The organism is Paenibacillus sp. EB106-05-06-XG162, from assembly GCF_058791655.1.
Window position 1 is genome coordinate 353,585 of the sequence record NZ_JBYTDT010000001.1, and the last position, 25,587, is coordinate 379,171.

The 25,587-nt window shown below is 48.8% G+C and carries 20 protein-coding genes; all 20 read left to right on the plus strand.

Features of this window, described 5'->3' with window-relative positions; all coding sequences use genetic code 11:
• The first annotated feature begins 8 nt into the window (after positions 1-8).
• The 20 genes from addB (at position 9) to recO (ending at position 25,571) form a co-directional block, all read left to right on the plus strand.
• Positions 9-3,560: a helicase-exonuclease AddAB subunit AddB gene (gene addB / locus AC3WU2_RS01260; protein WP_492450604.1), complete on the plus strand. Its 3,552-nt coding sequence runs from the start codon at positions 9-11 to the stop codon at positions 3,558-3,560.
• Entirely contained in the window at positions 3,544-7,749 is a 4,206-nt protein-coding gene (locus AC3WU2_RS01265; RefSeq protein ID WP_492450606.1) for a UvrD-helicase domain-containing protein, read from the plus strand. The genes addB and AC3WU2_RS01265 overlap by 17 nt, the downstream gene beginning before the upstream one ends.
• Before the next feature lie 92 nt (positions 7,750-7,841).
• Positions 7,842-9,032, plus strand: coding sequence for an exonuclease SbcCD subunit D (locus AC3WU2_RS01270; RefSeq protein WP_492450608.1), 1,191 nt, complete (start codon positions 7,842-7,844; stop codon positions 9,030-9,032).
• On the plus strand, positions 9,029-12,481 hold the full coding sequence (locus AC3WU2_RS01275; protein ID WP_492450610.1) for an AAA family ATPase: 3,453 nt from the start codon (positions 9,029-9,031) through the stop codon (positions 12,479-12,481). The genes AC3WU2_RS01270 and AC3WU2_RS01275 overlap by 4 nt, the downstream gene beginning before the upstream one ends.
• 271 nt (positions 12,482-12,752) lie before the next feature.
• Complete coding sequence (locus AC3WU2_RS01280) at positions 12,753-13,103, plus strand: histidine triad nucleotide-binding protein (RefSeq protein ID WP_492450612.1); 351 nt, start codon at positions 12,753-12,755, stop codon at positions 13,101-13,103.
• Positions 13,104-13,229: 126 nt separating this feature from the next.
• On the plus strand, positions 13,230-13,403 hold the full coding sequence (gene rpsU, locus AC3WU2_RS01285) for a 30S ribosomal protein S21 (RefSeq protein ID WP_005547957.1): 174 nt from the start codon (positions 13,230-13,232) through the stop codon (positions 13,401-13,403).
• A gap of 16 nt (positions 13,404-13,419) precedes the next feature.
• A complete protein-coding gene (locus AC3WU2_RS01290) occupies positions 13,420-13,863 on the plus strand; it encodes a GatB/YqeY domain-containing protein (RefSeq protein ID WP_018756742.1) in 444 nt (147 codons plus the stop codon).
• Positions 13,864-14,060: 197 nt separating this feature from the next.
• Positions 14,061-15,428, plus strand: coding sequence for an NfeD family protein (locus AC3WU2_RS01295; protein ID WP_492450614.1), 1,368 nt, complete (start codon positions 14,061-14,063; stop codon positions 15,426-15,428).
• Between the two features lie 26 nt (positions 15,429-15,454).
• Positions 15,455-16,453: a flotillin-like protein FloA gene (gene floA, locus AC3WU2_RS01300; protein WP_492450616.1), complete on the plus strand. Its 999-nt coding sequence runs from the start codon at positions 15,455-15,457 to the stop codon at positions 16,451-16,453.
• Between the two features lie 3 nt (positions 16,454-16,456).
• Entirely contained in the window at positions 16,457-16,951 is a 495-nt protein-coding gene (locus AC3WU2_RS01305) for a YqfB family membrane protein (RefSeq protein ID WP_492450618.1), read from the plus strand.
• A gap of 609 nt (positions 16,952-17,560) precedes the next feature.
• Entirely contained in the window at positions 17,561-17,854 is a 294-nt protein-coding gene (gene yqfC, locus AC3WU2_RS01310) for a sporulation protein YqfC (protein WP_018756737.1), read from the plus strand.
• Entirely contained in the window at positions 17,851-19,032 is a 1,182-nt protein-coding gene (yqfD, locus tag AC3WU2_RS01315; RefSeq protein WP_492450620.1) for a sporulation protein YqfD, read from the plus strand. Before yqfC ends, yqfD begins: the two co-directional genes overlap by 4 nt.
• A 14-nt stretch (positions 19,033-19,046) precedes the next feature.
• Positions 19,047-20,021, plus strand: coding sequence for a PhoH family protein (locus AC3WU2_RS01320; RefSeq protein WP_492450622.1), 975 nt, complete (start codon positions 19,047-19,049; stop codon positions 20,019-20,021).
• A gap of 14 nt (positions 20,022-20,035) precedes the next feature.
• The gene (locus AC3WU2_RS01325) at positions 20,036-22,270 is read left to right on the plus strand and encodes an HD family phosphohydrolase (protein ID WP_492450624.1); all 2,235 of its coding nucleotides are present in this window, start codon (positions 20,036-20,038) and stop codon (positions 22,268-22,270) included.
• 11 nt (positions 22,271-22,281) lie between these two features.
• Positions 22,282-22,779: an rRNA maturation RNase YbeY gene (gene ybeY, locus AC3WU2_RS01330; protein ID WP_492450626.1), complete on the plus strand. Its 498-nt coding sequence runs from the start codon at positions 22,282-22,284 to the stop codon at positions 22,777-22,779.
• Complete coding sequence (locus AC3WU2_RS01335) at positions 22,779-23,156, plus strand: diacylglycerol kinase family protein (RefSeq protein ID WP_018756732.1); 378 nt, start codon at positions 22,779-22,781, stop codon at positions 23,154-23,156. Before ybeY ends, AC3WU2_RS01335 begins: the two co-directional genes overlap by 1 nt.
• 13 nt (positions 23,157-23,169) lie before the next feature.
• The gene (gene cdd / locus AC3WU2_RS01340; protein WP_492452144.1) at positions 23,170-23,583 is read left to right on the plus strand and encodes a cytidine deaminase; all 414 of its coding nucleotides are present in this window, start codon (positions 23,170-23,172) and stop codon (positions 23,581-23,583) included.
• 26 nt (positions 23,584-23,609) lie between these two features.
• Positions 23,610-24,515, plus strand: coding sequence for a GTPase Era (gene era, locus AC3WU2_RS01345; RefSeq protein WP_379342578.1), 906 nt, complete (start codon positions 23,610-23,612; stop codon positions 24,513-24,515).
• Between the two features lie 123 nt (positions 24,516-24,638).
• Positions 24,639-24,779, plus strand: coding sequence for a YqzL family protein (locus AC3WU2_RS01350; protein WP_018756729.1), 141 nt, complete (start codon positions 24,639-24,641; stop codon positions 24,777-24,779).
• Positions 24,780-24,824: 45 nt separating this feature from the next.
• A complete protein-coding gene (gene recO / locus AC3WU2_RS01355; RefSeq protein WP_492450629.1) occupies positions 24,825-25,571 on the plus strand; it encodes a DNA repair protein RecO in 747 nt (248 codons plus the stop codon).
• Positions 25,572-25,587: the final 16 nt, after the last annotated feature.

The window sequence follows — 25,587 nt, forward strand, 5'->3', positions numbered from 1 at the left end:
GGAGCTGCATGTCTATTCAATTCGTGATCGGTCGCTCGGGGAGCGGCAAGACGCATTTCATACTTAACCAGGTCAAGGAAAAGCTGCGGCTGCAGCCAGACGGCGCGCCGCTTATGATCTTGGTGCCAGAACAAGGAACGTTCCAAGTCGAGCATGCGCTCGTGAGCTCACCCGATGTACAGGGGATGATTCGCGGACAAGTACTCAGCTTCCGTCGTCTCGCCTTTCGGGTGATGCAAGAAATCGGGGGGACAGCCCTTCTTCCTATTAACGATGAAGGTAAGAAGATGCTGCTCTATAAAATAATCCACCGGCATCAAAAAGAGCTGCGTTTGTTCGGAAAATCGGCCGATCAGCTCGGTTTTGTCGATAAATTAAATGAACTCTATAACGAATTTAAACGGTATTGTCTCGATGTAACGCAGCTCGAAGAGCATGCGCAATTTGCTGCGCAGCATATGGGAAGTCAGACGCTCGTGCAGGACAAGCTGCATGACATTACGATGATCTATCGGGAATTTGAACATACACTCGCGAATCATTATGTGGATTCGGAGCACTACCTTGCGCTGCTTGCAGAAGGATTGCCTCAGTCGGCATCGATTGCGAATACGGAGATTTGGATTGATGGTTTTCACGGGTTTACGCCGCAAGAGTATCAGGTGCTTGAACAATTAGTTCAGCATGCGGCACAAGTGACAATTACCTGTTGTGTAGATAAGCCGTATGACGAGGGGATACCTCCTCATGAGCTGGAGTTGTTCCATCCTGCTGCGACGACATATATGCAAATTCGCGCACTTGCGGAGCAGTTAAACGTTCCTGTAGAGCCTACAATCGTCTTGGAGGATTCACCGCTTGCGCGATATCGGAAAAGTCCAATGCTCTCCCACCTAGAACGTGCTTATGACCGTCGTAGTCCTATGCGCATGGCAGATAAAACGATCGTACAGCCGGATCATCCGTCCTGTGGAATCACACTCTACGGTGCCGTGAATCGTCGGGCAGAGGTCGAAGGTGTCGTACGCGAGATGCTGCGACTGTCCAGGGAACGTAAAGTCCGGTGGCGTGAGATGGCGATTATGGTACGCAATATTGCGGATTATGAGGAACTGGTTACAACCATTTTTACAGATCATGATATTCCCTATTTCCTCGATCAGAAAAGAAAAGTGCTCCATCATCCGCTTGTTGAATTTATTCGGTCATCTCTTGAAATCGTATCGAACCATTGGCGTTATGACGCGGTGTTTCGGTGTATTAAGACGGATTTCCTCCTGCCAGCAGATGGAGAAATCGGACGGCATGAGATGGATGTGCTCGAAAATTATGTCCTTGCAACGGGAATTCAAGGCTCGCGTTGGACAGATGGACGACCGTGGCGGAGAATGCATGCGGTCTCACTGGATCCGAACGAAGATGCTAGTGCTGCGAACTTAGAGCTCGAGATGGGCCGTGATGACGTGCTCGAACGATGCCGTGAGCGAATTGTGCAGCCATTACATGCGTTTGAGAAGGCATTGAAAAATGCGCGTAACGTACGCGGCATGTGTGAAGCCGTATACAGCTTGCTTGTTCGCGTAGAGGCTGCGGATCGGCTAGATCGGATGAGTCATGAGCAAGTGATCGCGGGGCAACCGCAGCGGGCCAAGGAACATCGCCAGTTATGGGGTAATGTGATTGACTTATTGGATCAGATCGTGGAAATGATGGGCGATGAGGAACTGAACATCGAATTGTTCGCAGGGGTTGTCGAGACGGGACTCGAGAGCATGAAGCTCGCCCTCGTTCCAGCGGCACTGGATCAGGTATTGATCGGAAGCATGGATCGAACACGGTCAGGCCAGATCAAATATTGCTTCATGCTAGGGGTGAATGACGGTGTCATTCCAGCACGTGCCATTGAAGACGGAGTCTTAACGGAACAAGAGCGGGAACGCCTAGAAGAGATCGGACTTCGGCTCGCGCCGGGGATTCGTCGTAAATTGCTGGATGAGCGGTTTATTATCTATCAAGCATTGACGACGCCTAGTGAGCATCTATGGGTGAGCTATCCGCTTGCGGATGAGGAAGGCAGAACGCTGCTCCCATCGGAATTGATGCGGCATTTACGTACGATTTTTCCGGGGATTCAGGAGCGCTTACTAACAGGAGAACCGCATCCACTACAACCAACGGAAGAACAGCTGCGTTATATTGCACATCCGGAACGGACGTTGTCATATCTCATTGTTCAGCTTCGTCAGTGGCGTCGCGGACTTGATATTGCGGATTTCTGGTGGCAAGTGTTCGATTGGTTCGCGAATCAAGAGGCATGGCAGCCAAAGCTGCAAATGCTGCTGCAATCGCTATTCTATCGCAATGATGTTGCTTCCCTTGGAGCGGAGACAAGCCGGAAGCTGTATGGGACCCATCTGAAATCGAGCGTATCGCGAATGGAGAAGTATGTCTCATGTCCTTTCGCCCATTTCGCATCGCATGGACTTAAGCTCAAGGAACGGCAGTTGTTCCGACTGGAAGCGCCGGATATCGGGCAGTTATTCCATGCCGCCTTAAGTCAGATGGCCGTGCAATTTAAGGAAGAGAATCGCCACTGGGGTGATTTAACGCCGGAGGAATGCCGATTTGAAGCGGAGAAAATCGTGGATGCGCTGACGCCGCGTCTGCAAGGTGAAATTCTGCTAAGTTCCAAGCGGTTCGGATATATAGCACGCAAATTAAAAGAGATTGTAGGTCGGGCTGCAGCGATCTTGGGTGAACATGCACGGAGAGGGTCGTTCGAGCCGATTGGACTCGAGCTTGATTTTGGGCCGGACAAGCCGCTCCCATCCTTGCAGTTTACGCTGGATAATGGTTGTACGATGGAGATCGTCGGACGGATCGACCGCGTGGATAAAGCGGAAGGCGACAAGGGTGTGATGCTGCGCGTCATTGACTATAAGTCTAGTCAGACGGATCTGAAGTTGCACGAAGTGTATTATGGCTTGTCCCTCCAAATGCTGACGTATCTGGACGTGCTGCTCACGAATGCGGAAGTATGGCTCGGTGAGAAGGCTATGCCGGCAGGGACATTATATTTTCACGTACACAATCCATTGCTGCAGGCTTCGAACGGACTTACGCGTGACCAAGCGCATGAACAGACACTCAAACGGTTCAAGATGAAGGGGCTCGTGCTCGCGGATCGGGAAGCGGTGTCCTTGATGGATGCCTCGCTCGATAAGGGTTATTCCCAAGTGCTTCCTGTTGCCGTGAAAGCAGACGGTGGCTTCTACAGTAACGCGTCGGTTGCGACGATGGATCAATGGGATACGTTACGGACAGCGGTACGATCTACAATTCGCAGCATTGGAACGGATATTACGAATGGTGATGTAGCGATTGAGCCTTATAAAATAGCACAGACGACGGCATGCGACCACTGCTCGTATAAACCGGTCTGTCAATTCGATGAGTTAGTCGAAGGGAATCACTTCAAGAAGCTTGCGAAGCCGAAGAAGGATGATGTATGGAATTTGCTTGAGATGAAAGGAGACGCTAGCGATGACGATGTTAAATAACGTTCCCAAGCCGGAAGGCAGTCAGTGGACCGATGATCAATGGAGTGCCATTGTGCGGGGCGGTGAGAATATCCTTGTCGCTGCGGCTGCAGGATCAGGAAAGACCGCGGTATTGGTCGAACGGATTATTCGGAAGATTGCTTCGGAAGAAGAGCCGCTTAATGTCGATCAGCTGCTTGTTGCGACCTTTACGAAGGCAGCGGCGGCGGAAATGCGCGAGCGAATTCGGGAAGCATTAGAGAAGGAACTCGATAAAAATCCGGATTCAGAGCATCTGCGGCGTCAACTTGCACTCATGAATCGTGCTTCCATAACGACACTGCACTCCTTTTGTTTAGAAGTGATTCAGCGGTATTTTCAATTGATTCCACTCGATCCGGCTTTTCGGATTGCGAATGAGACCGAGGCGGATTTCATCCGTCAGGAAGTGCTGGAAGATCTATTCGAAGCGCATTATGCGAATGATGCCGAGGATAGCGATTTCCGCAAGCTCGTGGATTGGTTCAGTGGGGAACGCAGTGATGAGGCCATGGTGCGGCTGGTACAGTCGATGTACGATTTCTCTCGAAGCCATCCATGGCCTCGCGAATGGCTCTATACGATGGCAGATGCGTTCGCTGTCGAGGATGTGGCGATGCTCGGTCAGAGTGCTTGGGCGCAGAGCGTTGTAGCGGATGTGCGGTTACAGTTGAACGGTGTTGTAGGTATTCTTCGGCAGGCTATGATGCTCATTGAACAGCCAGGGGGGCCTGAGCCTTATCGGGACACGTTGATGGAAGACATGAGTATGGTGCTATCGCTTCGTGAAGCGGCAGAGGAAGCACCTTGGGAGACGCTCTATGAGCATTTTGCGGCGATTGCATTCGGGAAGCTGAAGGCTTGTCGCGGGGATCAGTATAACAAGGAGCTCCAGGATCAAGTGAAAGGTCTTCGGGACCAAGTGAAGAAAATACTGACGGCTATGCAGGAAGAATTATTCCGTCGGCCGCCGGAGCTCTTCTTAGGGGAGATGCAGACGCTTGCGCCGTTGATGCGAACACTAGCGGAGTTTGTACTGAATTTCGGTGAGAAATATGAGCAGGCGAAACGTGCGAAGGGGCTCGTGGATTTCTCGGATTTGGAGCATTATTGCTTGCAAATTCTGCGTCATCCAGCTTCTACACTCGAAGAAACGTACCCTTCAGGAGCGGCGATGGAGTATCAGACGCAATTCGCGGAAGTGCTGCTCGATGAATACCAGGATACGAATATGGTACAGGAAGCGATTGTCTCATTGATTTCTCGGCCTGGAGCGGGTAATCGATTCATGGTTGGTGACGTGAAGCAGAGTATCTATCGATTCCGTCTAGCGGAACCGGGATTATTCTTGAACAAATATAAATCATACCCTTCCGTTAGTACGGGGCAGGGGCTTCGTATCGATCTTGCACGGAATTTCCGCAGTCGCCAGGAGATTGTGGATGCGGTGAATACGATTTTTCGTCAAATTATGAATGCATCGGTCGCAGAGATCGACTATGACGAACGAGCAGAACTTGTATGTGGTGCGAAATATCCCGTGGGTGAAGAGGCATTCGGACAGGAATATCCAGCTGAGCTGTGGCTAATTGATCGCGGAAGCGGAGCGGCGGGCGCGCAAGGCGTGGAACCGCTCGATGATGATGCAGCGGATGCAGAGGCGTCAGATGGGGCCGATGAGGGCGGAGCATCGATGCGCCGAGCTGCGCAGATGGATGCAGAAGAGCTCATGACGGCTCAGCTTGAGGCGCGGCTGATCGCAACGCAAATCCGCCAGTTGATGGGCGAATACGGCACGCCATTCCAAGTCTATGACAAGCATCTGAAGGGGATGCGGAGCGTTACGTATCGCGACATGGTTATCCTGCTTCGCGCGACGCAGCAATGGGCGCCGCTTATGATTGAGCAGCTTAGAATGGAAGGGATTCCGGCATATGCGGAATTGAATACAGGGTATTTTGAAGCGACGGAAGTCGAAGTAATGATCTCCTTATTGAAGGTCATTGACAATCCGGTACAGGATATTCCACTTGCGGGTGTTCTTCGTTCTCCCGTTGTGAATCTGACAGCGGAAGAGCTGGCGCAAATTCGTCTGCATGGCAAAGGGTTGTCGTTCTATGATGCGATGATGAAGTTAACGGCGGAGGAAGAGGCCGAGGGGACGAGTCCGTTCGTGGATGAAGGATTGCTTACGAAGCTGCAGCGCTTCATGGCACGACTTGCCCATTGGCGGGATGAAGCGCGGCAGGGATCGTTGTCCGAACTGCTGTGGCGAATTTATCGCGAGACGGGTTATTACGATTGGGTTGGCGGTCTGCCAGGCGGCACACAGCGTCAAGCGAATTTACGAGCCTTATATGATCGGGCACGTCAATATGAATCGACTTCTTTACGCGGATTGTTCCGCTTTCTACGGTTCATTGAACGAATGCAGGATAATGGCGGGGATCTCGGTACAGCAAGGGCGCTTGGTGAGCAAGAGGACGTCGTTCGAATCATGACCATTCATAAGAGTAAAGGACTCGAGTTCCCTGTTGTGTTCGTAGCAGGGTTATCCAAAATGTTCAATCAACAGGATTTGAGTGCTTCATTCTTGATGCACAAGCAGCTTGGCTTTGGACCACGTTTTGTGGATCAGGAGCTGCGTGTGGCCTATCCGACGCTTCCTAGTCTCGCCATCAAGCGGCAGATCAAGATGGAATTGCTCGCGGAAGAGATGCGGGTATTGTATGTCGCGTTGACGAGGCCGAAAGAGAAGCTCTATCTCATTGGCTCAGTCCGCAATGTCGAGAAACAGCTGCAGACTTGGGGACAAGCGGTAGATCAACCGGATTTACTATTACCGGATTATATGTTGGCGCGAGGCCGCAGTTATTTGGATTGGATTGCGCCGTCACTGATGCGGCATCGCGATGGCTCTGAACTTCGTCGCTTAGGCGGTCTGCCAAATCGTGCAGGTGATTGTCTGTCAGATGATCCGTCGAAATGGTATATCTCTGTCGTTCCAGCCGAGGAGGTACAGCAGTGGGCAGCAGTAGGTCTTGAAACGGTTGATCAGGATGATGCTTACATGGCGAAGCTGAACCTCGTGATGCAGATGGCCCAGGGAGAGGTCGCGGGGATGCAGGCGGCGGTCTCTGATGAGCATGTGCATGAAGAAGTAGCTACTGCGGGGATGGATGATGGGCAGCTCGAATTGTGGTTTGATGGGCCCATTGATGGTGATCCGGAGTCCGTGCAACAACCGCAGACCATATCAGAAGAGAGCATGATTGTGAATGTGCATGCAGAGTCACAGACAGATCATGCTGCAGGCAGTCTGATTTCCGAAAGGCTTGAATGGCGTTACCCACACCTTGTGGCAAGCGGTGTTGCTGCGAAGACGACCGTGACTGAAATGAAGCGAATGCTTCAGATGCAGGAAGAGGATCCTGCGATGGAGCTGTTCCCAGAGGTGCTGGAGCACGATGCTATAGATGAGGGACAATTAGAAATGAGGCAGCCTTCTGGTGATGAATCGATCTTATCGCTGCATCTCCGCCGTCCGAAGTTCATGGAGAAGAAGAAGCTGACGCCTACGGAGCGCGGAACAGTCTATCACTTGGTGATGCAGCATGTTCCGATCACGCCGGAGCTAGACATCGATGCAGAAGCGGTGAGCGCTTTGCTGCAGCAAATGGTCGATCGTCGCTTGATCTCAGAAGAACAACGGAAGGCCGTTGATGCTGCAAGTGTAGCGGCTTTTTATTCGAGTGAGACGGGAGCGCAGTTAAAGGCTGCCAAGTGGGTGAAGCGAGAAGTACCATACAGCTTCGGCCTGCCAGCGGTTGAGGCGATTCCTCATCTGCGCAAGATGCAAGATGAAGCTGCAATACAAGCAGATACAGGGTTGCTGGGAGATATGACAACAGATCCAACTTCGCTCGATGGGGAGACGGTTCTGATTCAAGGGGTTATCGATTGTCTGTATGAACGTGCGGATGGTACCTTGGTGCTGCTCGATTATAAGACGGACCGCGTTGCGCCAGGGGAAGACAGCTTGAAGGAAGTGTCGGACCGTTACCGGTTCCAATTAGAGCTCTATGCGACGGCGATTGAGCGGATCTGGAGACGCCCTGTTGACGAGAAAGTGTTGTATTTCTTTGATGGCTGTCATGTTGTGCATTTATAGATTTGTAGATTTATAGAATTGTAGATTTTTAGCTGTTACTGATACAGTTTGATGATGGCATTGGGAGAAGGATGGAAGAGGGGGAACACAGGATGCGTATACTGCATACGGCGGATTGGCATTTTGGCCGAACGCTCGAAGGCCGAAGTCGCTTAGAAGAGCAGGCGGCATTCGTGGATGAATTGGTACAGATCACGGAGGAGCAGCAGATCGATCTGATTCTGCTTGCGGGAGATATCTATGACTCCGTCAATCCGCCTGCGGGTGCGGAGCAGCTCTTCTATGAAGCGATGGCGCGCTTATCCGCGGGGGGCAGCAGACCGATTGCCGTCATCGCGGGCAATCACGATCAGCCCGAGCGGCTCGCGGCATCAAGCCCGCTCGTGGCGCGAGCAGGCATCACAATCGCCGGTCTTCCGACCGGCGATGTGATGCGCTTCGCGACGCCGCGCACGGGCGAGCGCGCGGTCGTGGCCGCGCTGCCCTACCCGTCAGAAGCTCGGCTGGCCGAGCTTCTGACGGGGGAGGATGCCGACGAATCCGGCATCCGCAGCGCGTACAGCGCGCGCGTCGGGCGTCTGCTGCGCCAGCAAGCGCAGCAGTTCGCCAAGGACACTGTCAATGTGGCGATGAGCCACATTTACGTGCTGGGGGGCGTGGAATCGGACTCGGAACGTCCGATTCAGGTGGGCGGTGCCTATACGGTAGACACCGCCGCTCTTGCCATTGGCGCCCAGTACACGGCGCTTGGCCATCTTCACCGTCCGCAGACGGTGAAGGGGGATGGCGTGATCCGATATAGTGGATCACCGCTGGCCTATAGCTTCTCGGAAGCCGGACAAGCGAAGTCCGTAACGATATTGGATATCGCGCCGGGGCAAGCGGCCTCCACGCAAGAAATTTTCTTGAGCAGCGGTCGGCCGCTAGTCAGATGGCAAGCCCGAGGCGGCATGGAAGAGGTCTATCGCTGGCTGGATGAAGGACGAGATGCTCGGGCATGGATCGATCTCGAAATCCGCCTGACGGAAGCGATGACGATGGAGCAAATTCAACACCTTCGTAAGGCTCATGAGGGCATTGTGAATATTCGTCCGATTTACCCGGAGATGGAGTCTTCAGAGCTGCTCTTGTCGAACAGATCGGAGATGCCGATCGATGAATTGTTCCGTCGCTTCTATGAGCGGCAGACAGGAGGCGCGGAGCCGAACTCGGAGCTTGTGCAATTGTTCTTAGAGCTTATTCATCACTCGCATCCGGTAGAGAGTGGAGGGGAGACGGCATGAAGCCAATCCATTTGAAATTAGCCGGACTTCAGAGCTATCGCGAAGCGCAGGAGATTGATTTTACCGCGCTCTGTGAGACGGGGTTGTTCGGGATCTTCGGCCCAACGGGCAGCGGAAAATCGACGGTACTTGATGCGATTACGCTCGCGATGTACGGGAAAGTCGAACGCGCAGCAAATGGGACGCAGGGTATTATGAACCTGAACGAGAATCAGCTTGCAGTATCATTCACCTTCGAATTGCTATCTGCAGCTGGACCGAAGCGTTACCGCGTGGAACGCCGGTTTAAACGGATGAATGAGATTTCGATTAGCAACACGGTTAGTCGTTTCGTTGAAGTTACTGATGAAGGTGAAGTTGTACTCGCCGACAAATTGGCCGACGTGACACGTTGCGTAGAAGAAATTATCGGTCTTACGATCACCGATTTCACACGAGCCGTTGTACTTCCGCAAGGGAAGTTCGCCGAGTTCCTCTCGCTAAAAGGGAGCGAACGTCGGCAGATGCTTCAACGTCTATTCCATTTGGAGAAATACGGCGACGAGTTAATGATTCAATTAAGTCGCCGTCTGAAGGAAACCGATGTACGTCTCAAAGAAGTCGCAGCAGAGCAGCAGGGGTTGGGTGATGCCTCCGAAGACACGGTAAGACAAGCCTCGGAGACACTCGAGAGCGCAAGAACGTTGGCAGAGGAACAACGTGCGAAACGTAAAGCCCTTGAGGCTGTGGTGGAACGCATGAAGGCAACGCGAGATCAGGGCATAGAATTATCGGGGCTATTGCTGAAGCAAGCTGAATTGACAACACAGGAGCAACAAATCGCCGGGTTGGAGCAGGTGTTGACACGTGCGGACGCGGCTAGACGGTTGCTTCCTTTTCTAAATGAATATGAGCAGTCAGCTCTTCAATTGACGGAACGTAAGGCTGTATTAGCGACGGTTACTCACAAGGAGCAAAGTGCACGTGAAGCTGCCGAACGAGCTGCTGCTGTATTTGATGAAAAACAACAGAAGCTATCTGATTTGGAGCCAAAGCTGCTGCTTCGCCTCGATCATTTAGAACAAGCACGCTCGCTCGAGCAAGAATGCAAGCAGTTGAACCTCGAGACAACGGAGCTCACGAAGCGAAGCACGCAAAGTGTAGAACAACAGGCAGTAGTAATTGAACAGATCGCTAAATTAAGTCAACAGAGGGAAAAGGCGCTCAAACGTCAAGCCGAGCTCAATGAAGCGCAGAAAGCAAATGAAACACGCCCAGAATGGCGTGAGCAAGTCCAAAGAGCGGATCGTCTTCATCAATCGATCGAAGCGCTAGAACGTCAATTACAAGGTGCGACATCGGAGCTTGGTACCATTTCTGAGCGAATGAAGCAAGCCGATCTTGCTTATCAAGCCCATGAAGCCTTAGAGCGGGAGATTTATTCTGAGAATCTTCAAACGATGGACCGAATTCATGCACTTAACGGGTACTTGCGTCGCGAAGAGGAGAAGCACACAGTACTCCAAAACGCTCTGGCAGATGAGATCGCACGAGTGCGGCGTGTCGAGCGGGAGCAGGAAATCGAGAGACTGTCCGCAAAACTGGCCGAACAATTGGTCCAAGGTGAGCCTTGTCCGGTTTGTGGTTCAACGACGCACCCGCATCATTCGCAAGGTGCGTTTGGCAAGGAAATACGAGACAATAATTCTTCAAATATTCAAGAACAGATCACTGCGATGGAGCCATACGTCTTAGAACTACATGAGTTAAAAGCGATAAATTTACAGCTCATGTCCAGATTGATTGCCCTTCCGACAACCCTTGAAATCGAGGGTGTTGACATACCGTGGCAGCAAGAAGCGGCTGTGGCCGTGCTGGAACATCAAGACCATTCCGTAGCAATTACAGCTACAACATGGGAGGAAATTCAGGCAGCTATTGCATGCCTACGTATAGATCAGAGTGGGCATCGCTCAGAGGTAGAACAATTAGAACAACAGGGGAAGAAGCATCGCGCTCGAATTGCAGATCTTCAGCGGCAGTCCTCACAACTTCGGGCGGATCGTCAAGCGTTGGAGCAGCTCCATCAAAGCCAGCAGCGGATGGTTCAATCCATTACGCATGAGCGGGCAGTATTGCTAGAACAGTGGAAGACTCATATTTCGGCTTCTATTGTCCGCGAATCTATGGACGACATCCTGCTAGAGCTGAAGAACAAGGATGAACAGCTGCAAGATATTCAAGGTCGACTCGAACGCAGTGTTCCTTTTATCGAAGAGATGAATGCGCAGCTATTAGAGAGAGGTCAGGAGCTTACAGTTCTTGAAAAAGACGCAGTCCTGATTGCCGCTCAACTTGAAGGGAAGATGCAGCTATTCCACGAAAAAGAGGCCAGACTTCTTCAGCTTCTTGGTCTTGATGCAGGGGATCGGACGGTTGAAGCATTGATTCAAGAGGCAGAAGCCAAGTTGTCTACGCTTCGTGTAGACGCACAATCCGCGAAATCAGCCAGAGATCATGTGCTTGATCTGCTCAATGCCTTATCGGAGGAAGCCTTACATGCGAAGCAGTCTGCATTGTCTGCCGAAGAACGCGCAGCACAGGCGGAACGGATTTGGGACGAGCAAAGGTCGGAATCAATTTTCGCGATGGCAGAGGATGTTCGACAAGCTATACTGACGTCGGATCAGATCGTGAGTCATCAGGAGACGATTACTGCACATCGACAGCTTCAGCATAGACTTGCATCCCAGATTCAACGACTGGAAGAAATGCTGCAAGGTGAGCGGGTGACGGAAGAGGCTTGGGAGCAATCGAATCAATCCTTACAGCAGCATCTTGCACAGGATGAAGAGGCGGTTCGGGCGAAGGCCAAAGCAGAACGTGATCTCGAAGAACTGACGCGCAAAGCAGAACGTTGGACTGTATTAGAACAGCAGCGAGGCGCCAAACAGGAGTTGTTCGAACGCTTGTCGCAGTTGCAGACGGTATTCCGCGGGAATGCCTTCGTCGAATTTATTGCGGAAGAGCAGCTGATGCAAGTAAGCCGATCCGCATCTGAGCGGTTACGTTTCTTGACCAAGCAGCGATACGCATTAGAAGTGGACTCCACTGGGGGATTCGTCATTCGCGATGATGCGAACGGGGGCGTTCGGCGCCCTGTCTCGACACTATCGGGGGGAGAGACGTTCTTGACATCACTCGCCCTGGCGCTCGCGTTATCGGCACAGATTCAACTGCAAGGGAAGTATCCATTACAATTCTTCTTCTTGGACGAAGGCTTTGGTACGCTTGATCCGGAGTTGTTGGATACAGTTATTACGGCATTGGAGAAGCTTCATATGGATCGCTTGACAGTAGGGATAATCAGTCATGTCCCAGAGCTAAGAGCGAGACTTCCAAGAAAACTGGTCATTACACCGGCTCAGCAGTCTGGCGAAGGTTCCGTCATTGCCTTAGAATCGATTTAGAGAAAACTGTTATACTCTGTGATACACTTCACAGAGTATAATCGACCCCACTGTTATAATACAATTAACCGACATCTTGATGAGCACTTGTTAGAAATATACGCTGATCCTTACCACGGAAGGAAGCAACCTTGAATCGTCAGCCAGATTCTCGGCGTATATCTCTAACATGTGCTCTTTTTTTTCATGTGTATTGGACTCTGGGCCATTTTTTCTGTATGATGGTATTATAAAATTTACTGAACTGATACTATGCATGGGGGTAGCCTAGATGGATTGCATTTTTTGTAAAATTGTTGAGGGAACGATTCCTTCGAAGAAAGTATTCGAGAATGACCGCATTGTTGCGTTTTACGATATACAGCCCTCAGCTGCTCAGCACGTGTTAATCATTCCGAAGAAACATATTGCGACGATGAATGATGTGGCAACGGAAGATCTTCCATTGATCGGTGAAATTCATCAGACGGCACAACAGATCGCCAAAGATTTAGGAATCGCAGAATCCGGATACCGCTTGATTAACAATTGTGGTCCAGACAGCGGCCAAGTGGTCTTCCATATTCATTACCATCTGCTCGGGGGAGAGAAATTAGGCGCCCTTGTAGGGACAAGAGATTAATTTTTGGGCTCAGTAGAAAAAGGAAATGGAGTCATAGTTGACACCATATTTCCTTTTCACATATAATGAAATTTGATGAACCGTGTTATCCGTCTTGGACGGTCTGGTCGGAGGGAGGGAAAACTGGTGTCTGAAACTAAAGTTCGCAAAAACGAAACAATTGATGCTGCACTTCGTCGCTTTAAGCGCTCCATTGCTAAGGATGGTGTATTGGCTGAAGTGAAGAAACGTAAGCACTATGAAAAGCCAAGTGTTAAGCGCAAGAAAAAGTCCGAGGCTGCTCGTAAGAGAAAGTTTTAGGAGGATCTAACTACCAATGAATTTAAGCGAACGATTGAACGAAGATATGAAACAAGCGATGAAAAGTCAAGACAAGTTCAAACTCTCCACCATTCGAATGGTTCGCTCGGCGATTAAGAATCTTGAAATAGATTTGAAAAGAACTTTGAATGACGATGAAGTGCTTGAAATTCTAAGTCGTGAAATCAAACAGCGAAAAGATTCCCTCCAAGAATTTATTAAGGCAGGTCGTGATGACCTCGCCGTCAACTTAAAAGCAGAAATAGAAATAATTGGTCAGTACCTTCCTGTCCAGCTTACTGAAGAAGAGATTAAAGTGATTGTACAGCAGACCATCCAGGAAACCGGTGCTTCTTCTAAAGCCGATATGGGTAAGGTGATGAGTGCTCTAATGCCTAAGGTAAAAGGGCGCGCTGACGGTAAAATAGTGAACCAAGCGGTTTCACAGTTTCTGCAATAAAGATAAACACTCCATGAATATGGAATGTTTTAGACTGCCGGCAACAATGTTGTCGGCAGTCTTTTTTATATGAGCAAAATCCCTGATACCATGCGGGTTTTAGGGTTGATATTTATTTTCTTGAAACGAAAAATTTTCATGGACGTATTACTAGTATCGCACTTTGACGATATTTGACAGAGAAAGGGGGAAACGTATTGCATCATTTCTGGAAACGTTTTATATCTTTTGGATTACTTACAGTGATGTTGATTGCGGGCATTTCGGGCGCAGTGTTGGGGGGGATCCCAGACAAAGCTCAAGCAGCGGCAGCAGGTAAAAAGCTCGTCTATGTTATACCTGTTGCACATGAGATTGAGTCGGGACTGCAGCGGTTTTTGGAACGATCTTTTAAAAAGGCGGAAGAAGCGCAAGCTTCTCTCATCGTTCTGGAGGTCAATACACCAGGTGGTGTTCTAGGGAATGCGATGGAGATTGGAAAGTTGATCTTGGAATCGAAAATCCCGACGCTTGCTTATGTAAAGGGTGAAGCGGCTTCAGCTGGAAGTTACATTTCGCTCTGTGCAGACCAGATTGTAATGGCTGAAGGCAGTATGATTGGCGCTGCGTCAATTGTCGATTCATCAGGCAGATCGGTTGATAACCCGAAGTATACGGCAGCGTGGTCTAGTGTGATGGTTGCAGCTGCTCAAGCGAATAAGCGAAATGCAGATATTGCCGCAGGGATGGTTGATAAGAATATTGTTGTTGAGATGAAGGCCATTTCACGTGTGAAAAAACAAGGTGAGATTATCTCGCTATCTGCGCAAGATGCACTCGCGGTTGGTTATGCGGACCGTATTGTAAAATCGATGGATGAAGCGATTCAATTCGCTGGCATATCGGATTACCAGCTTGTTCAAGTGGAGCAGTCGTGGATGGAGAAGTTGGCTGGATGGATCACAAGTCCAGTCGTCTCTACGCTGCTGTTATTCCTTGGGATCGCAGGGGTAGCTATCGAGCTTATTGTTCCTGGCTTTGGTGTTCCAGGGATCGTGGGGCTTCTTGGTTTTGGTCTCTATTTCTTCGGTAACTATGTGGCTGGATTTGCGGAACAAGAGTCGCTTGTCTTGTTTGTATTAGGGATCATTTTGCTTGTTCTAGAGTTATTCGTACCAAGCTTTGGAATATTGGGTATACTGGGTTCAGGTTCACTGATTGCAAGTGTCGTGATGGCTGCATTTGACACATCCAGTGCACTCGTATCACTTGGTATTGCATTTGTTGCAGCCGTGATCGTTGTCATTATTGTAGCAAGAATCTTCAAGCATCGAGGAATTTGGAATCGGTTCATATTGAAAGATCAATTAACGACCGAGGAAGGTTACGTCTCTTCGACGTCTAAATCGGATTTGCTGCATCGTGAGGGTGTAAGTCTAACGCCCCTTCGTCCGTCTGGCGCGGTCCAGATTGGGGAAGAACGAGTGGATGTTGTCACGGACGGTAGCTTTATAGATGCAAATCGTAAAGTGGTTGTTACACGAATCGATGGTACTCGAATCATTGTTCGTGAGTTAGACAAATAAATTTTTTTCTGGAGGTAACGCTTTAAATGGATCCGACATTGGTTAGTTTCTTGTTAATTGCTGTTGTTGTTATTATTGTACTCTCTGTGTTCTTAAGTTTCTTCCCGATTATGTTGTGGATTTCGGCACTCGCATCAGGTGTGCGCGTCGGGATCATTACACTCGTCGCGATGCGGTTGCGCCGGGTTACCCCGAGCCGAATTGTTAATCCGTTAATTAAGGCGACGAAAGCAGGTCTTGGACTTAACATTAATCAATTGGAAAGTCACTATCTAGCTGGGGGTAATGTTGACCGTGTCGTTAACGCGCTAATTGCAGCACAACGTGCGAATATTCCGTTAGAGTTCGAACGTGCAGCAGCGATCGACTTGGCTGGTCGTGATGTATTGCAGGCTGTTCAAATGAGCGTTAACCCTCGCGTTATTGAGACGCCAATCGTCGCAGCCGTGGCAAAAGACGGGATTGAAGTGAAAGTTAAAGCTCGCGTAACCGTACGTACGAACTTGGATCGCCTCGTTGGTGGTGCGGGTGAAGAGACAATTATTGCTCGTGTTGGTGAAGGTATTGTTACTACAGTAGGTTCTAGTGGCTCGCATAAAGATGTGCTTGAGAATCCAGATATGATCTCTCGTACGGTATTGGGAAAAGGTCTAGATGCAGGTACAGCGTTTGAGATCTTGTCCATTGATATTGCGGACGTTGATGTAGGTAAGAACATTGGTGCACATTTGCAGACGGAACAAGCGGAAGCAGATAAGCGCATTGCACAAGCGAAGGCGGAAGAACGTCGTGCGATGGCGGTTGCGCAGGAGCAAGAGATGAAGGCGCTTGTCGTTGAGATGAGAGCACGCGTTGTGGAATCCGAGTCCCAGGTGCCGCTTGCACTTGCTGATGCCCTTCGCACCGGACATTTAGGCGTAATGGATTACATGAACTTGAAAAATATCGAAGCCGATACGCAAATGCGCGGAACCATCGGAAAATCCGGTGAGCCGGGCACAGGCGACATGAAAGACGGAAAATAGCCTATGAATATATCCGAAATGATTGAGAAGATCGTTCAATTTTTCGTGCATTCTCCAATCCTTGCGGTCATTCTGATTGGTATTGTGGGCAAGATCATCTCGAATGCTAAATCTGGGAAGAACCGGATGCCTTCCTTCGGCGGAGATAAACCATTCGGCAACCCGGATGCGCCGTCACAGACGAGTGAGGCTGAGCGGCGTGATGAGCCATCGCGTCATATCTACGAAGAGGTTGAGACCCATACGCCTGCCCCTATGGCGCAGCCATCTGTCTCTCCGTTTAGTGCTCCCGTAGCGGTGCAGGTCGAGCCTGCGAGACCCAATCAAATGGTTCGGACTGAGAGGGCTCCGATGCAGTATGTTTCAGAGCCCTCCTATGCCCTTCACAAGGCTGATGCAATTGAGCCAAGTGTATCTCGTGAGGAACTAGTTAAAGGCCTCGTGTGGGCCGAAATTTTAGGCCCTCCGCGTGCCAAACGCCCATATGGTAGACGGTAGTAATGCGCCGTCGCTTATACACCCCATCGTTCTCATTGAGCGGTGGGGTGTATATTATTTGGTAGCCAGATAAAATAAACAGGGAAGAGGGGTATCACTTGGAGGAGCTTGCGACCGATCTTTGGGAGCTATTTGCAACTACCAGTCTAATCAAAGGAAATGGCGGACAAGAATCGGCCGGAAAGTGATACCCCTTAACCCACCGTATATTATCTGGCTATACTCCTACCCTCTTCCCACACACCAAACCGTTCGCCTTGAGGGCGGTTGAGTGCTGCTTGTAAGCCCAGCCAGATAAAATAAACAGGGAAGAGGGGTATCACTTGGAGGAGCTTGCGACCGATCTTTGGGAGCCATTTGCAACCACCAGTCTAATCAAAGGAAATGGCGGACAAGAATCGGCCGGAAAGTGATACCCCTCAACCCACCCGTATTTTATCTGGCTTCGCGCTTCCAAGACCAACCGTTCTCACAGAGAACGGTTTTTTGCGCTTCCCTCATAAATGCCTCACCCCTTGCATATTTTGTAAAGTACATCATATTCATGGATGGCTTGTGAATTATGGAGCTGCATCACAATGCAATAAACGCAAGGGGGGCACACCAAGGATGCGTCGTTTTGCTCGCAAAATTCGAAAGATGACCGCCGAATTATTGGATCTACCACAAGACGTCTTGTTTGACCTGCCTCGGGTGACGATGATTGGGAATGCTCAGGTGCATATTGAAAATCATCGTGGTGTGCTTCATTTTTCGAATGAACGACTGAACCTATCGATTAGCATCGGAGAGCTTGAATTGACAGGCAGTGACCTTGTGATCCGAGCGATTTGGCCTGATGAAGTGATCGTTGAAGGGAAAATATCGAAGATTCAATATATGCGAACGGAGGGATCTAATTGAACGGACCTACTTCATTTATTCGGGGATACGTCAAAATTATGATTCGCGGCGAGCGGTGCGAGCAGTTCGTCAATCTCGCTGCGAGTAAGAATGTCGAGATTTGGGACATGCGTTATATGGCAGGACAGGGTATGCGCATGAAGATAATGCTTGCAGATTTTTTTCGCATTCGTCCACTTTTACGGCAGACAAGCTGTCGTGTCCATGTGGAAGCGCGGTATGGTCTACCTTTTGCATTGCAGAAAATGGGTCGACGTAAAGCGTTTATTACAGGCTTTTTTCTATTTTTCGTCGGATTGTACTTGCTATCTTCACTAGTCTGGAAAGTTGACGTTCAAGGGAATATGAATATTGCAGAAGATGACATCCTCAAAGCAGCTCGTGCTGAAGGGATTTATGTGTTCCAATGGTCTTTCCGGTTGAAAAGTCAAGAAGAGCTCTCTAGGCAGCTCACGCATCGGCTCCCAGGCGTCTCCTGGGTTGGTGTGGAGAAACGCGGCGCGAATATTACGATCAATGTGGCTGAATCCACCAAGCCGGAAGCGAAGCAGCTCATGAATCCAAGGCATTTGGTTGCGAAGGCGGATGCGGTCGTTACGGAGATCTTCACAGAACAAGGCCGAGCGAAAGTGCGGAAAAACTCACGAGTCAAAAAAGGGTCTATTCTTATATCAGGTATTATTGGGTCGGATCAGAACCCGCAAGCCGTTGTCGCGAAAGGCAAGGTCAAAGGACTCGTCTGGCATGAATATCAAGTCTCTGTACCTCTGCTGCAGAAGGAACGTACATATACGGGGGCATTTGAAGAACGGAAATATATCATTACGGGGAATCGGGCCCTGCAAGTAAGCGGATATGGAAAAGTTCCTTATGATAAATACGAGACAATCACAGAACGTAGCGATGTTCAAATCGGTCCCTATAAACTGCCTGTTGGGTGGATGACGGAGAAATTGATGGAGGTTCATTATATCGAACGCCACATTACGGAAGATGAGGCAAGAAAAATCGCCATGGAACATGCAAAATCTGACGCACTTGTCAAAAATGGGCCAGACGCAAAAATCCGAGACGAAAATATTTTGCATCAAGAGGTCAAGAATGGTAAAGTTTATTTGAACATACATTTTGAAGTGGAGCAGTGGATTGCGGAGGAATTACCGATTATCCATCAATAAGGAGACTGGGATTATTGCCTGAACAACACTTATACACCGTGAAAATACCGTTACATAATCCTTCTGAAGGGCTGTCGTTATTTGGTCCGCAGGATAAATTTTTGAAAATTATTGAAGAGCAGATTGATGCTCAAATTGGTTCTCGTGAAGCAGAAATTGTCATCAGTGGGGGACGCCGCGAGGTGGATTCCTTAGAACAGCTTTTTCAGGTCTTGTTGCAACTGGTTCGTAATGGCTATATCTTAACGGATCGTGACGTGCTCTATGCCTGTGATCTTGCGAAGGATATGCGTGCCGATCAATTGCTTGATTTGTACAAGGGTGAGATCATGACGACATTCCGCGGGAAGCCAATTCGCGTGAAGACGATCGGACAGAAGCATTATGTGACGACCATTAAGAAGAGAGATGTAGTCTTCGGCGTTGGTCCTGCAGGTACAGGGAAGACTTATCTCGCTGTCGTGCTCGCGGTTGCTGCCCTTAAGGAAGGATCCGTTAAACGTATCGTGCTTACGCGTCCGGCAGTCGAAGCAGGCGAGAATTTAGGGTTTCTGCCGGGTGACTTGCAAGAGAAGGTAGATCCTTACTTGCGTCCGCTCTACGATGCGTTGTACGATGTCATGGGACCTGAACAGACGGCGAAGGCACTGGAACGGGGATTGATTGAAATTGCACCGCTCGCCTATATGCGAGGACGGACATTGGATGATTCTTTTATTATTTTGGACGAGGCTCAGAACACGACGCCAGAACAGATGAAAATGTTCTTGACGCGGCTCGGGTTTGGCTCGAAGATGGTAATCACGGGTGATGTCACACAAATTGATTTGCCGCGGGGCAAAAAATCGGGACTCATCGAAGCGGCTACAATACTTCGGGATATCGAAGAAATCGGATTTGTACATTTTGCGGAGCAAGATGTTGTTCGTCATTCCTTAGTACAGAAAATTATCGTCGCATATCAGAAGGATTCCGAAAAACATGAATAGAGAGGACTGTCTCTATGTTCCAAAAAAAGCTATCCTCTGTATTGGGGACTACATTTCAATATAAAATGACAGGATGGAAGTACAGCGTCGGCGTACGCTTTCTTCTGTTTTTGTTTTTAACGCTTCTTTTTTATTTCAGCTTAGCTTCACACTTGGTACCGGAGAAATATAACATACAGGTTGGTTTGCCAAGTGATAAGCAAATTCTAGCACCGGCTCAGGTCGCGAACAACAAAGCGACACTCAAGGCGCAAGAGCAAGCCGCGGAGCGGGTTCAACCGATCTTTACGATTATTCCTCTGCGCAATCAAGATATTACGGAGCAGATGATCAATCGGATCGAGAATTTGAATCAAGATGATGCAATTTCGTTCACTGAGAAGGTTGGGATTTACCGCACAGCCATTCCGGATATTCATCATCAGTATATAACAGAGTTCATGAACAATAACCGCTCGAACTTTACGAGCAAGCTGCTGGAAGAGATGCGATCGAAAGTAAGTGAACAGGAATACCGCATTCCTGAAGAAACGTATATCAAAGTCGCGAGATTAACGGCGGATGATATTGCTCAAATCAAACCTGTGGCGAGAGACATTGTAGCCAAATTGATGAACGATCAGATTACGGATGCGGAGACGGTCCGTGCCAAAGTAGCTGAACTCGTGAACACGAGCTCCCTGAACAAGCGTGCGCAACGTGAAGTGGTGCAAGAGCTTGCAAGATTCTCGTTGACTCCGAACAAATTTTTTGATGAAGATAAGACGAGAGACGCGAAGGTTCAAGCTCGTGAGAATACACAGACCATTTTTATCAAGCAGGGAGATATCGTTGTTCATAAAGGGGAAATAATTACCCAAGAGACGTATCAGCTGCTGGACGAGTTGGAATTGCTTAAAAATGAAGTGAATTACTGGCCGCAATTCGGTGTGCTAATTCTCTCGATATTGCTGTCGCTCGTTCTCTTCATGTTCATCAGACAATCTGGCGGCGGTAATTTCAAATTCCATAATGCACAGCTGCTCATGCTCGTCCTGATCTTCTTCTTAAATATTATTGCGATGCAAATTGTAAGTCTTGCGCAGACCAAAGAAGTACCTTATATCGGTTTTATCGCACCGGTAGCGATGGGCGTCATGCTAGTGACATTGCTGCTTGATTTATCGCTTGCCTTTATATGCGCGTTTATCTTTAGCGTCATGTCGAGCGTTATTTTTAATGTAGGACAAGGGCAAATCTTTGACTTCCAGTTCGGTTTCGTTACTGCTGTTGTATCTTTTGCCTCTGTATTCGCGATTCATCGTGCAAGCCAACGATCGACGATCTTAAAGGCAGGGATCATGATCTGTCTGTTCGGCGCGTTGACCGTTGCGATGTTGACCATGTTGAACGGTGATTCTTTTGCGCAAAAAGATGTGCTCTATGCGATTGGATTCGCCTTTGCGAGCGGGTTGCTCACGGCCGTGCTGGTTATTGGATTAATGCCATTCTTCGAAGTGACTTTTGGTATTCTATCGGCACTGAAGCTTGTGGAATTGTCGAATCCGAACCATCCATTATTGCGCAAACTTTTGACAGAGACACCAGGTACGTATCATCACAGTGTAATGGTGGGTAACTTATCGGAGGCAGCGGCTGAATCGATTGGTGCGAATGGATTGCTGTGTCGTGTAGGATCTTTCTATCATGATATCGGGAAGACGAAGCGTCCAAGCTATTTCATTGAGAATCAGACGAATATTGAGAATCCACATGATTCCATTGATCCGAAGCTTAGCAAATCAATTATTACTGCGCATCCGCGCGACGGTGTCGAAATGCTCAAGGATTATAAAATTCCAAAGCCGATCCGTGATATTGCGGAACAGCATCATGGAACGACGTTCCTGAAGTTTTTCTATTATAAAGCGTTAAAGCAAGCCGAAGAACAAGGGAAAGAACCGGATTTTACGGAGGATGATTTCCGTTATCCTGGGCCCAAAGCGCAGTCGAAGGAATCTGCTATTGTTGGGATTTCCGACTGTGTAGAAGCCGCGGTACGTTCCTTGCGTAATCCAACGGTTGATCAAATTGAGACCCTGATCTCCAAAATCGTCAAAGACCGTCTGGATGATCAGCAATACAATGAGTGTGATCTAACGATGAAAGAGTTGGACACTGTGGCGCACTCTTTGAAAGAGACGGTGATGGGCATATTCCATTCCCGGATCGAATATCCAGAAGATGTAAAAGCCAAAACAAAATCATAGAGGTGTCGTTCATGAGTTTGCATTTAGAGTGGAATAATGAACAAGAAGAGCAGCAAATCCCAGAATCATTGATTGAGCAATTGAATCAGTTATTACAGCTTGCTGCTGAAATGGAAGGCGTTACAGAGGGGGAAGTGGAATTAACCTTTGTAGACGACGAGCAGATTCATCAATTGAACCGTGACTATCGCGGGATTGATCGACCGACAGATGTGCTTTCCTTTGCCATGCATGAAGAAAAGGATGAAGAGCTGGATATCATTTATGAAGTGGATTCAGAGGATGAGATGTCAGCCATTACAGATACATTCGGCGATATTATTATTTCTGTGACACGTGCTCGTGCGCAGAGTGAAGAGTATGGGCATTCTTTAGAACGAGAGCTAGGATTTCTGTTCGTACATGGATTCCTGCACTTGCTTGGCTACGATCACCAAGATGAGGCAAGCGAGCAAGAAATGATGAGTAAGCAGGAAGCTGTACTTCGCCAAGCGGGTCTGACGAGATAATGAAAAAACGGAGGTATGCGGTCCATCCGTTCGTTGCGGCGTTGTCAGGTATTATGCGTGCGGTTCGTACGGAACGTCATATGCCATTTCATTTGACGGCTTCCGTATTCGTTATCGCGGCGGGGTTCCTATTCTCCATCTCGAAGATGGAGTGGTTAGTGCTGCTAATTACGATTACCCTCGTGATTGGGGCAGAGCTTATAAATACGGCGATTGAGTACGCGGTCGATCTAGCGACTGAAGAAATCCATCCGCTTGCCAAAGCCGCCAAAGACATAGCCGCAGGTGCTGTACTTGTCACTGCGGTTTTTGCCGTCATTATAGGGATTATCATCTTCTATTCTCCAGTAATGAATTGGATTCAGACACTATTCTAAGGAGCGATAAATGATGCATGTAGATGGGTCAAAATTATTGGAACAAGCGGCTTTCGCGCGATTGCAAGCCTATGCACCCTATTCGAAGTTTCAAGTGGGGGCCGCACTGCTCGATAGTCAAGGAAAAATACATCTAGGCTGTAATGTAGAAAATGCAGCTTACGGACCTACGAACTGTGCGGAACGGACAGCTCTGTTCAGAGCGATTGCGGATGGGAATCAGCCTGGCAGCTTTCAAGCGATTGCAGTGATTGGCGATACGGACACTCCGATTACGCCATGCGGTATATGCCGCCAGGTATTAGTAGAACTGTGCGGTCGTGAGATGCCCGTATTTATGGGGAATATTAAAGGGGATTGGACGCAGACAACCGTAGGCGATTTATTACCGGGAGCGTTCGATTCACGAAGCTTAGATCATTCATAATTTAAAATACGGATTGGAGTACATCCATGCAAAAGTCAAAACAATTTAAATCCGGTTTCGTCGCGATTATCGGACGGCCGAACGTTGGTAAATCAACCTTAATGAACCAAGTGATTGGACAGAAAATTGCGATCATGTCCGATAAACCGCAGACAACTCGGAACAAAATTCACGGGGTCTATACATCGAGCGATAATCAAATCGTCTTCTTGGATACACCGGGTATTCACAAACGTCAATCCAAGCTTGGCGACTATATGAACACCGTTGCGTTGAACACACTGAATGAAGTTGAAGCCGTTCTGTTCTTGGTTGATGTTGCAGAAGGTCTTGGTGGTGGGGATCGCTATATTATCGAGCAACTGAAGCGCATTAAGACACCGGTATTCCTTGTGATGAATAAAATCGACCAAGTCCAACCGGAAGCGCTGCTGCCGATTATTGTTGCTTATAAGGATTTATATCCATTTGCAGAAATCGTGCCGATCTCTGCGAAGAATGGGAATAACGTGAATACATTACTTGAACAGGTGTCGAAATATTTGCCGGAAGGGCCACAGTATTACCCAGATGATCAAATCACAGATCACCCGGAGCAATTCGTCTGCGCAGAATTGATTCGCGAGAAGATTCTGCATTTGACACGCGAAGAAATTCCACATTCCATCGCTGTAGCCATTGAGGATATGAAGGTGCAGGAAAATGGCGTGGTGAATATTATGGCGGTTATTTACGTTGAGCGCGATTCGCAGAAGGGAATTGTCATCGGGAAGCAAGGGGCGCTCCTCAAAGAAGTTGGCAAACAAGCGCGTAAAGACATTGAGAATTTGCTTGGATCACGGATTTTCTTGGAATTATGGGTTAAAGTGAAAAAAGACTGGCGGAATCAGGAGCGAATCCTGAAGGATCTGGGCTTCCGTCACGACGCATAATGAATCGATAATATTCCAAGATTAGGAGTCATATCTCCCGTCTTTTTGCAGGATAGTTCCCCGTGTTTCGTACATCCTATGAAGGAGAGCATAGTCACTTCCGAACAGAAAGGATGAATACGAATGCGAGATTTTTCGTGGAAGTATTTTGCAATGACGGGGGATGTCGATGCGTATTTGCTGTATAACCAAGTAAATAATCAACACATCGAAGCAGAACAAGAGGAATTAGAAGAAATCAATCTAGATGAAGTCGTTGAATAACGTGCTCCTCTAGGTGGTGAATTGAGCGATCATGGGGGCTATTACATGCTATACAGGGTGGAGGGCATTGTCATCCGCAGCATGGACTACGGTGAGGGGAACAAAATCATCACACTCTGTACGAAGACAAATGGCAAAGTTGGCATTCTTGTGCGCGGCGCGAAGAAAGTGAAAAGCCGGCATGCCGCAATAACGCAGTTGTTCACTTACGGGGAATTCGTGTATTTTAAGACCGGGCAGCTCGGGACTTTGAATCAAGGTGAGATTCTAGAATCTCACCATGTTCTGCGTGAGCAGCTTCATTTGACTGCATATGCGTCGTACGTCGCCGAATTGCTGGACCGCGGGCTCGAGGCAGGGGAAATCGGAGCATTTTTATTCGAACAATTGAGCGCTTGTCTAACTGCGCTTGAACAAGGCAAAGATCCGCAAATCACGACGCACTTATTCGAGATGAAGATGCTGCAGGCAGCAGGGTACCATCCCGAGCTCCAGACTTGTGTCTCGTGTGGGCGTGATGATGCTCCCATGCTATTCAGTAGTCGGCTAGGGGGAACATTATGTATTCATTGCAAGAATCGTGACCCCGCAGCGATCATAATATCGGAAGGCACGCTTAAATTGCTTCGATTATTCGATCGGATGGATATGCGACGGCTCGGCAATATTACGGTCAAACCCGAGACGAAGGCACAGATGAAGCAATGTATGCGCACGTTTATGGATATTCATATGGGACTTCATCTCAAATCACAGAACTTTCTGGATCAGATGGACAAATACAATATTTAGCGCTATAATAAATCAA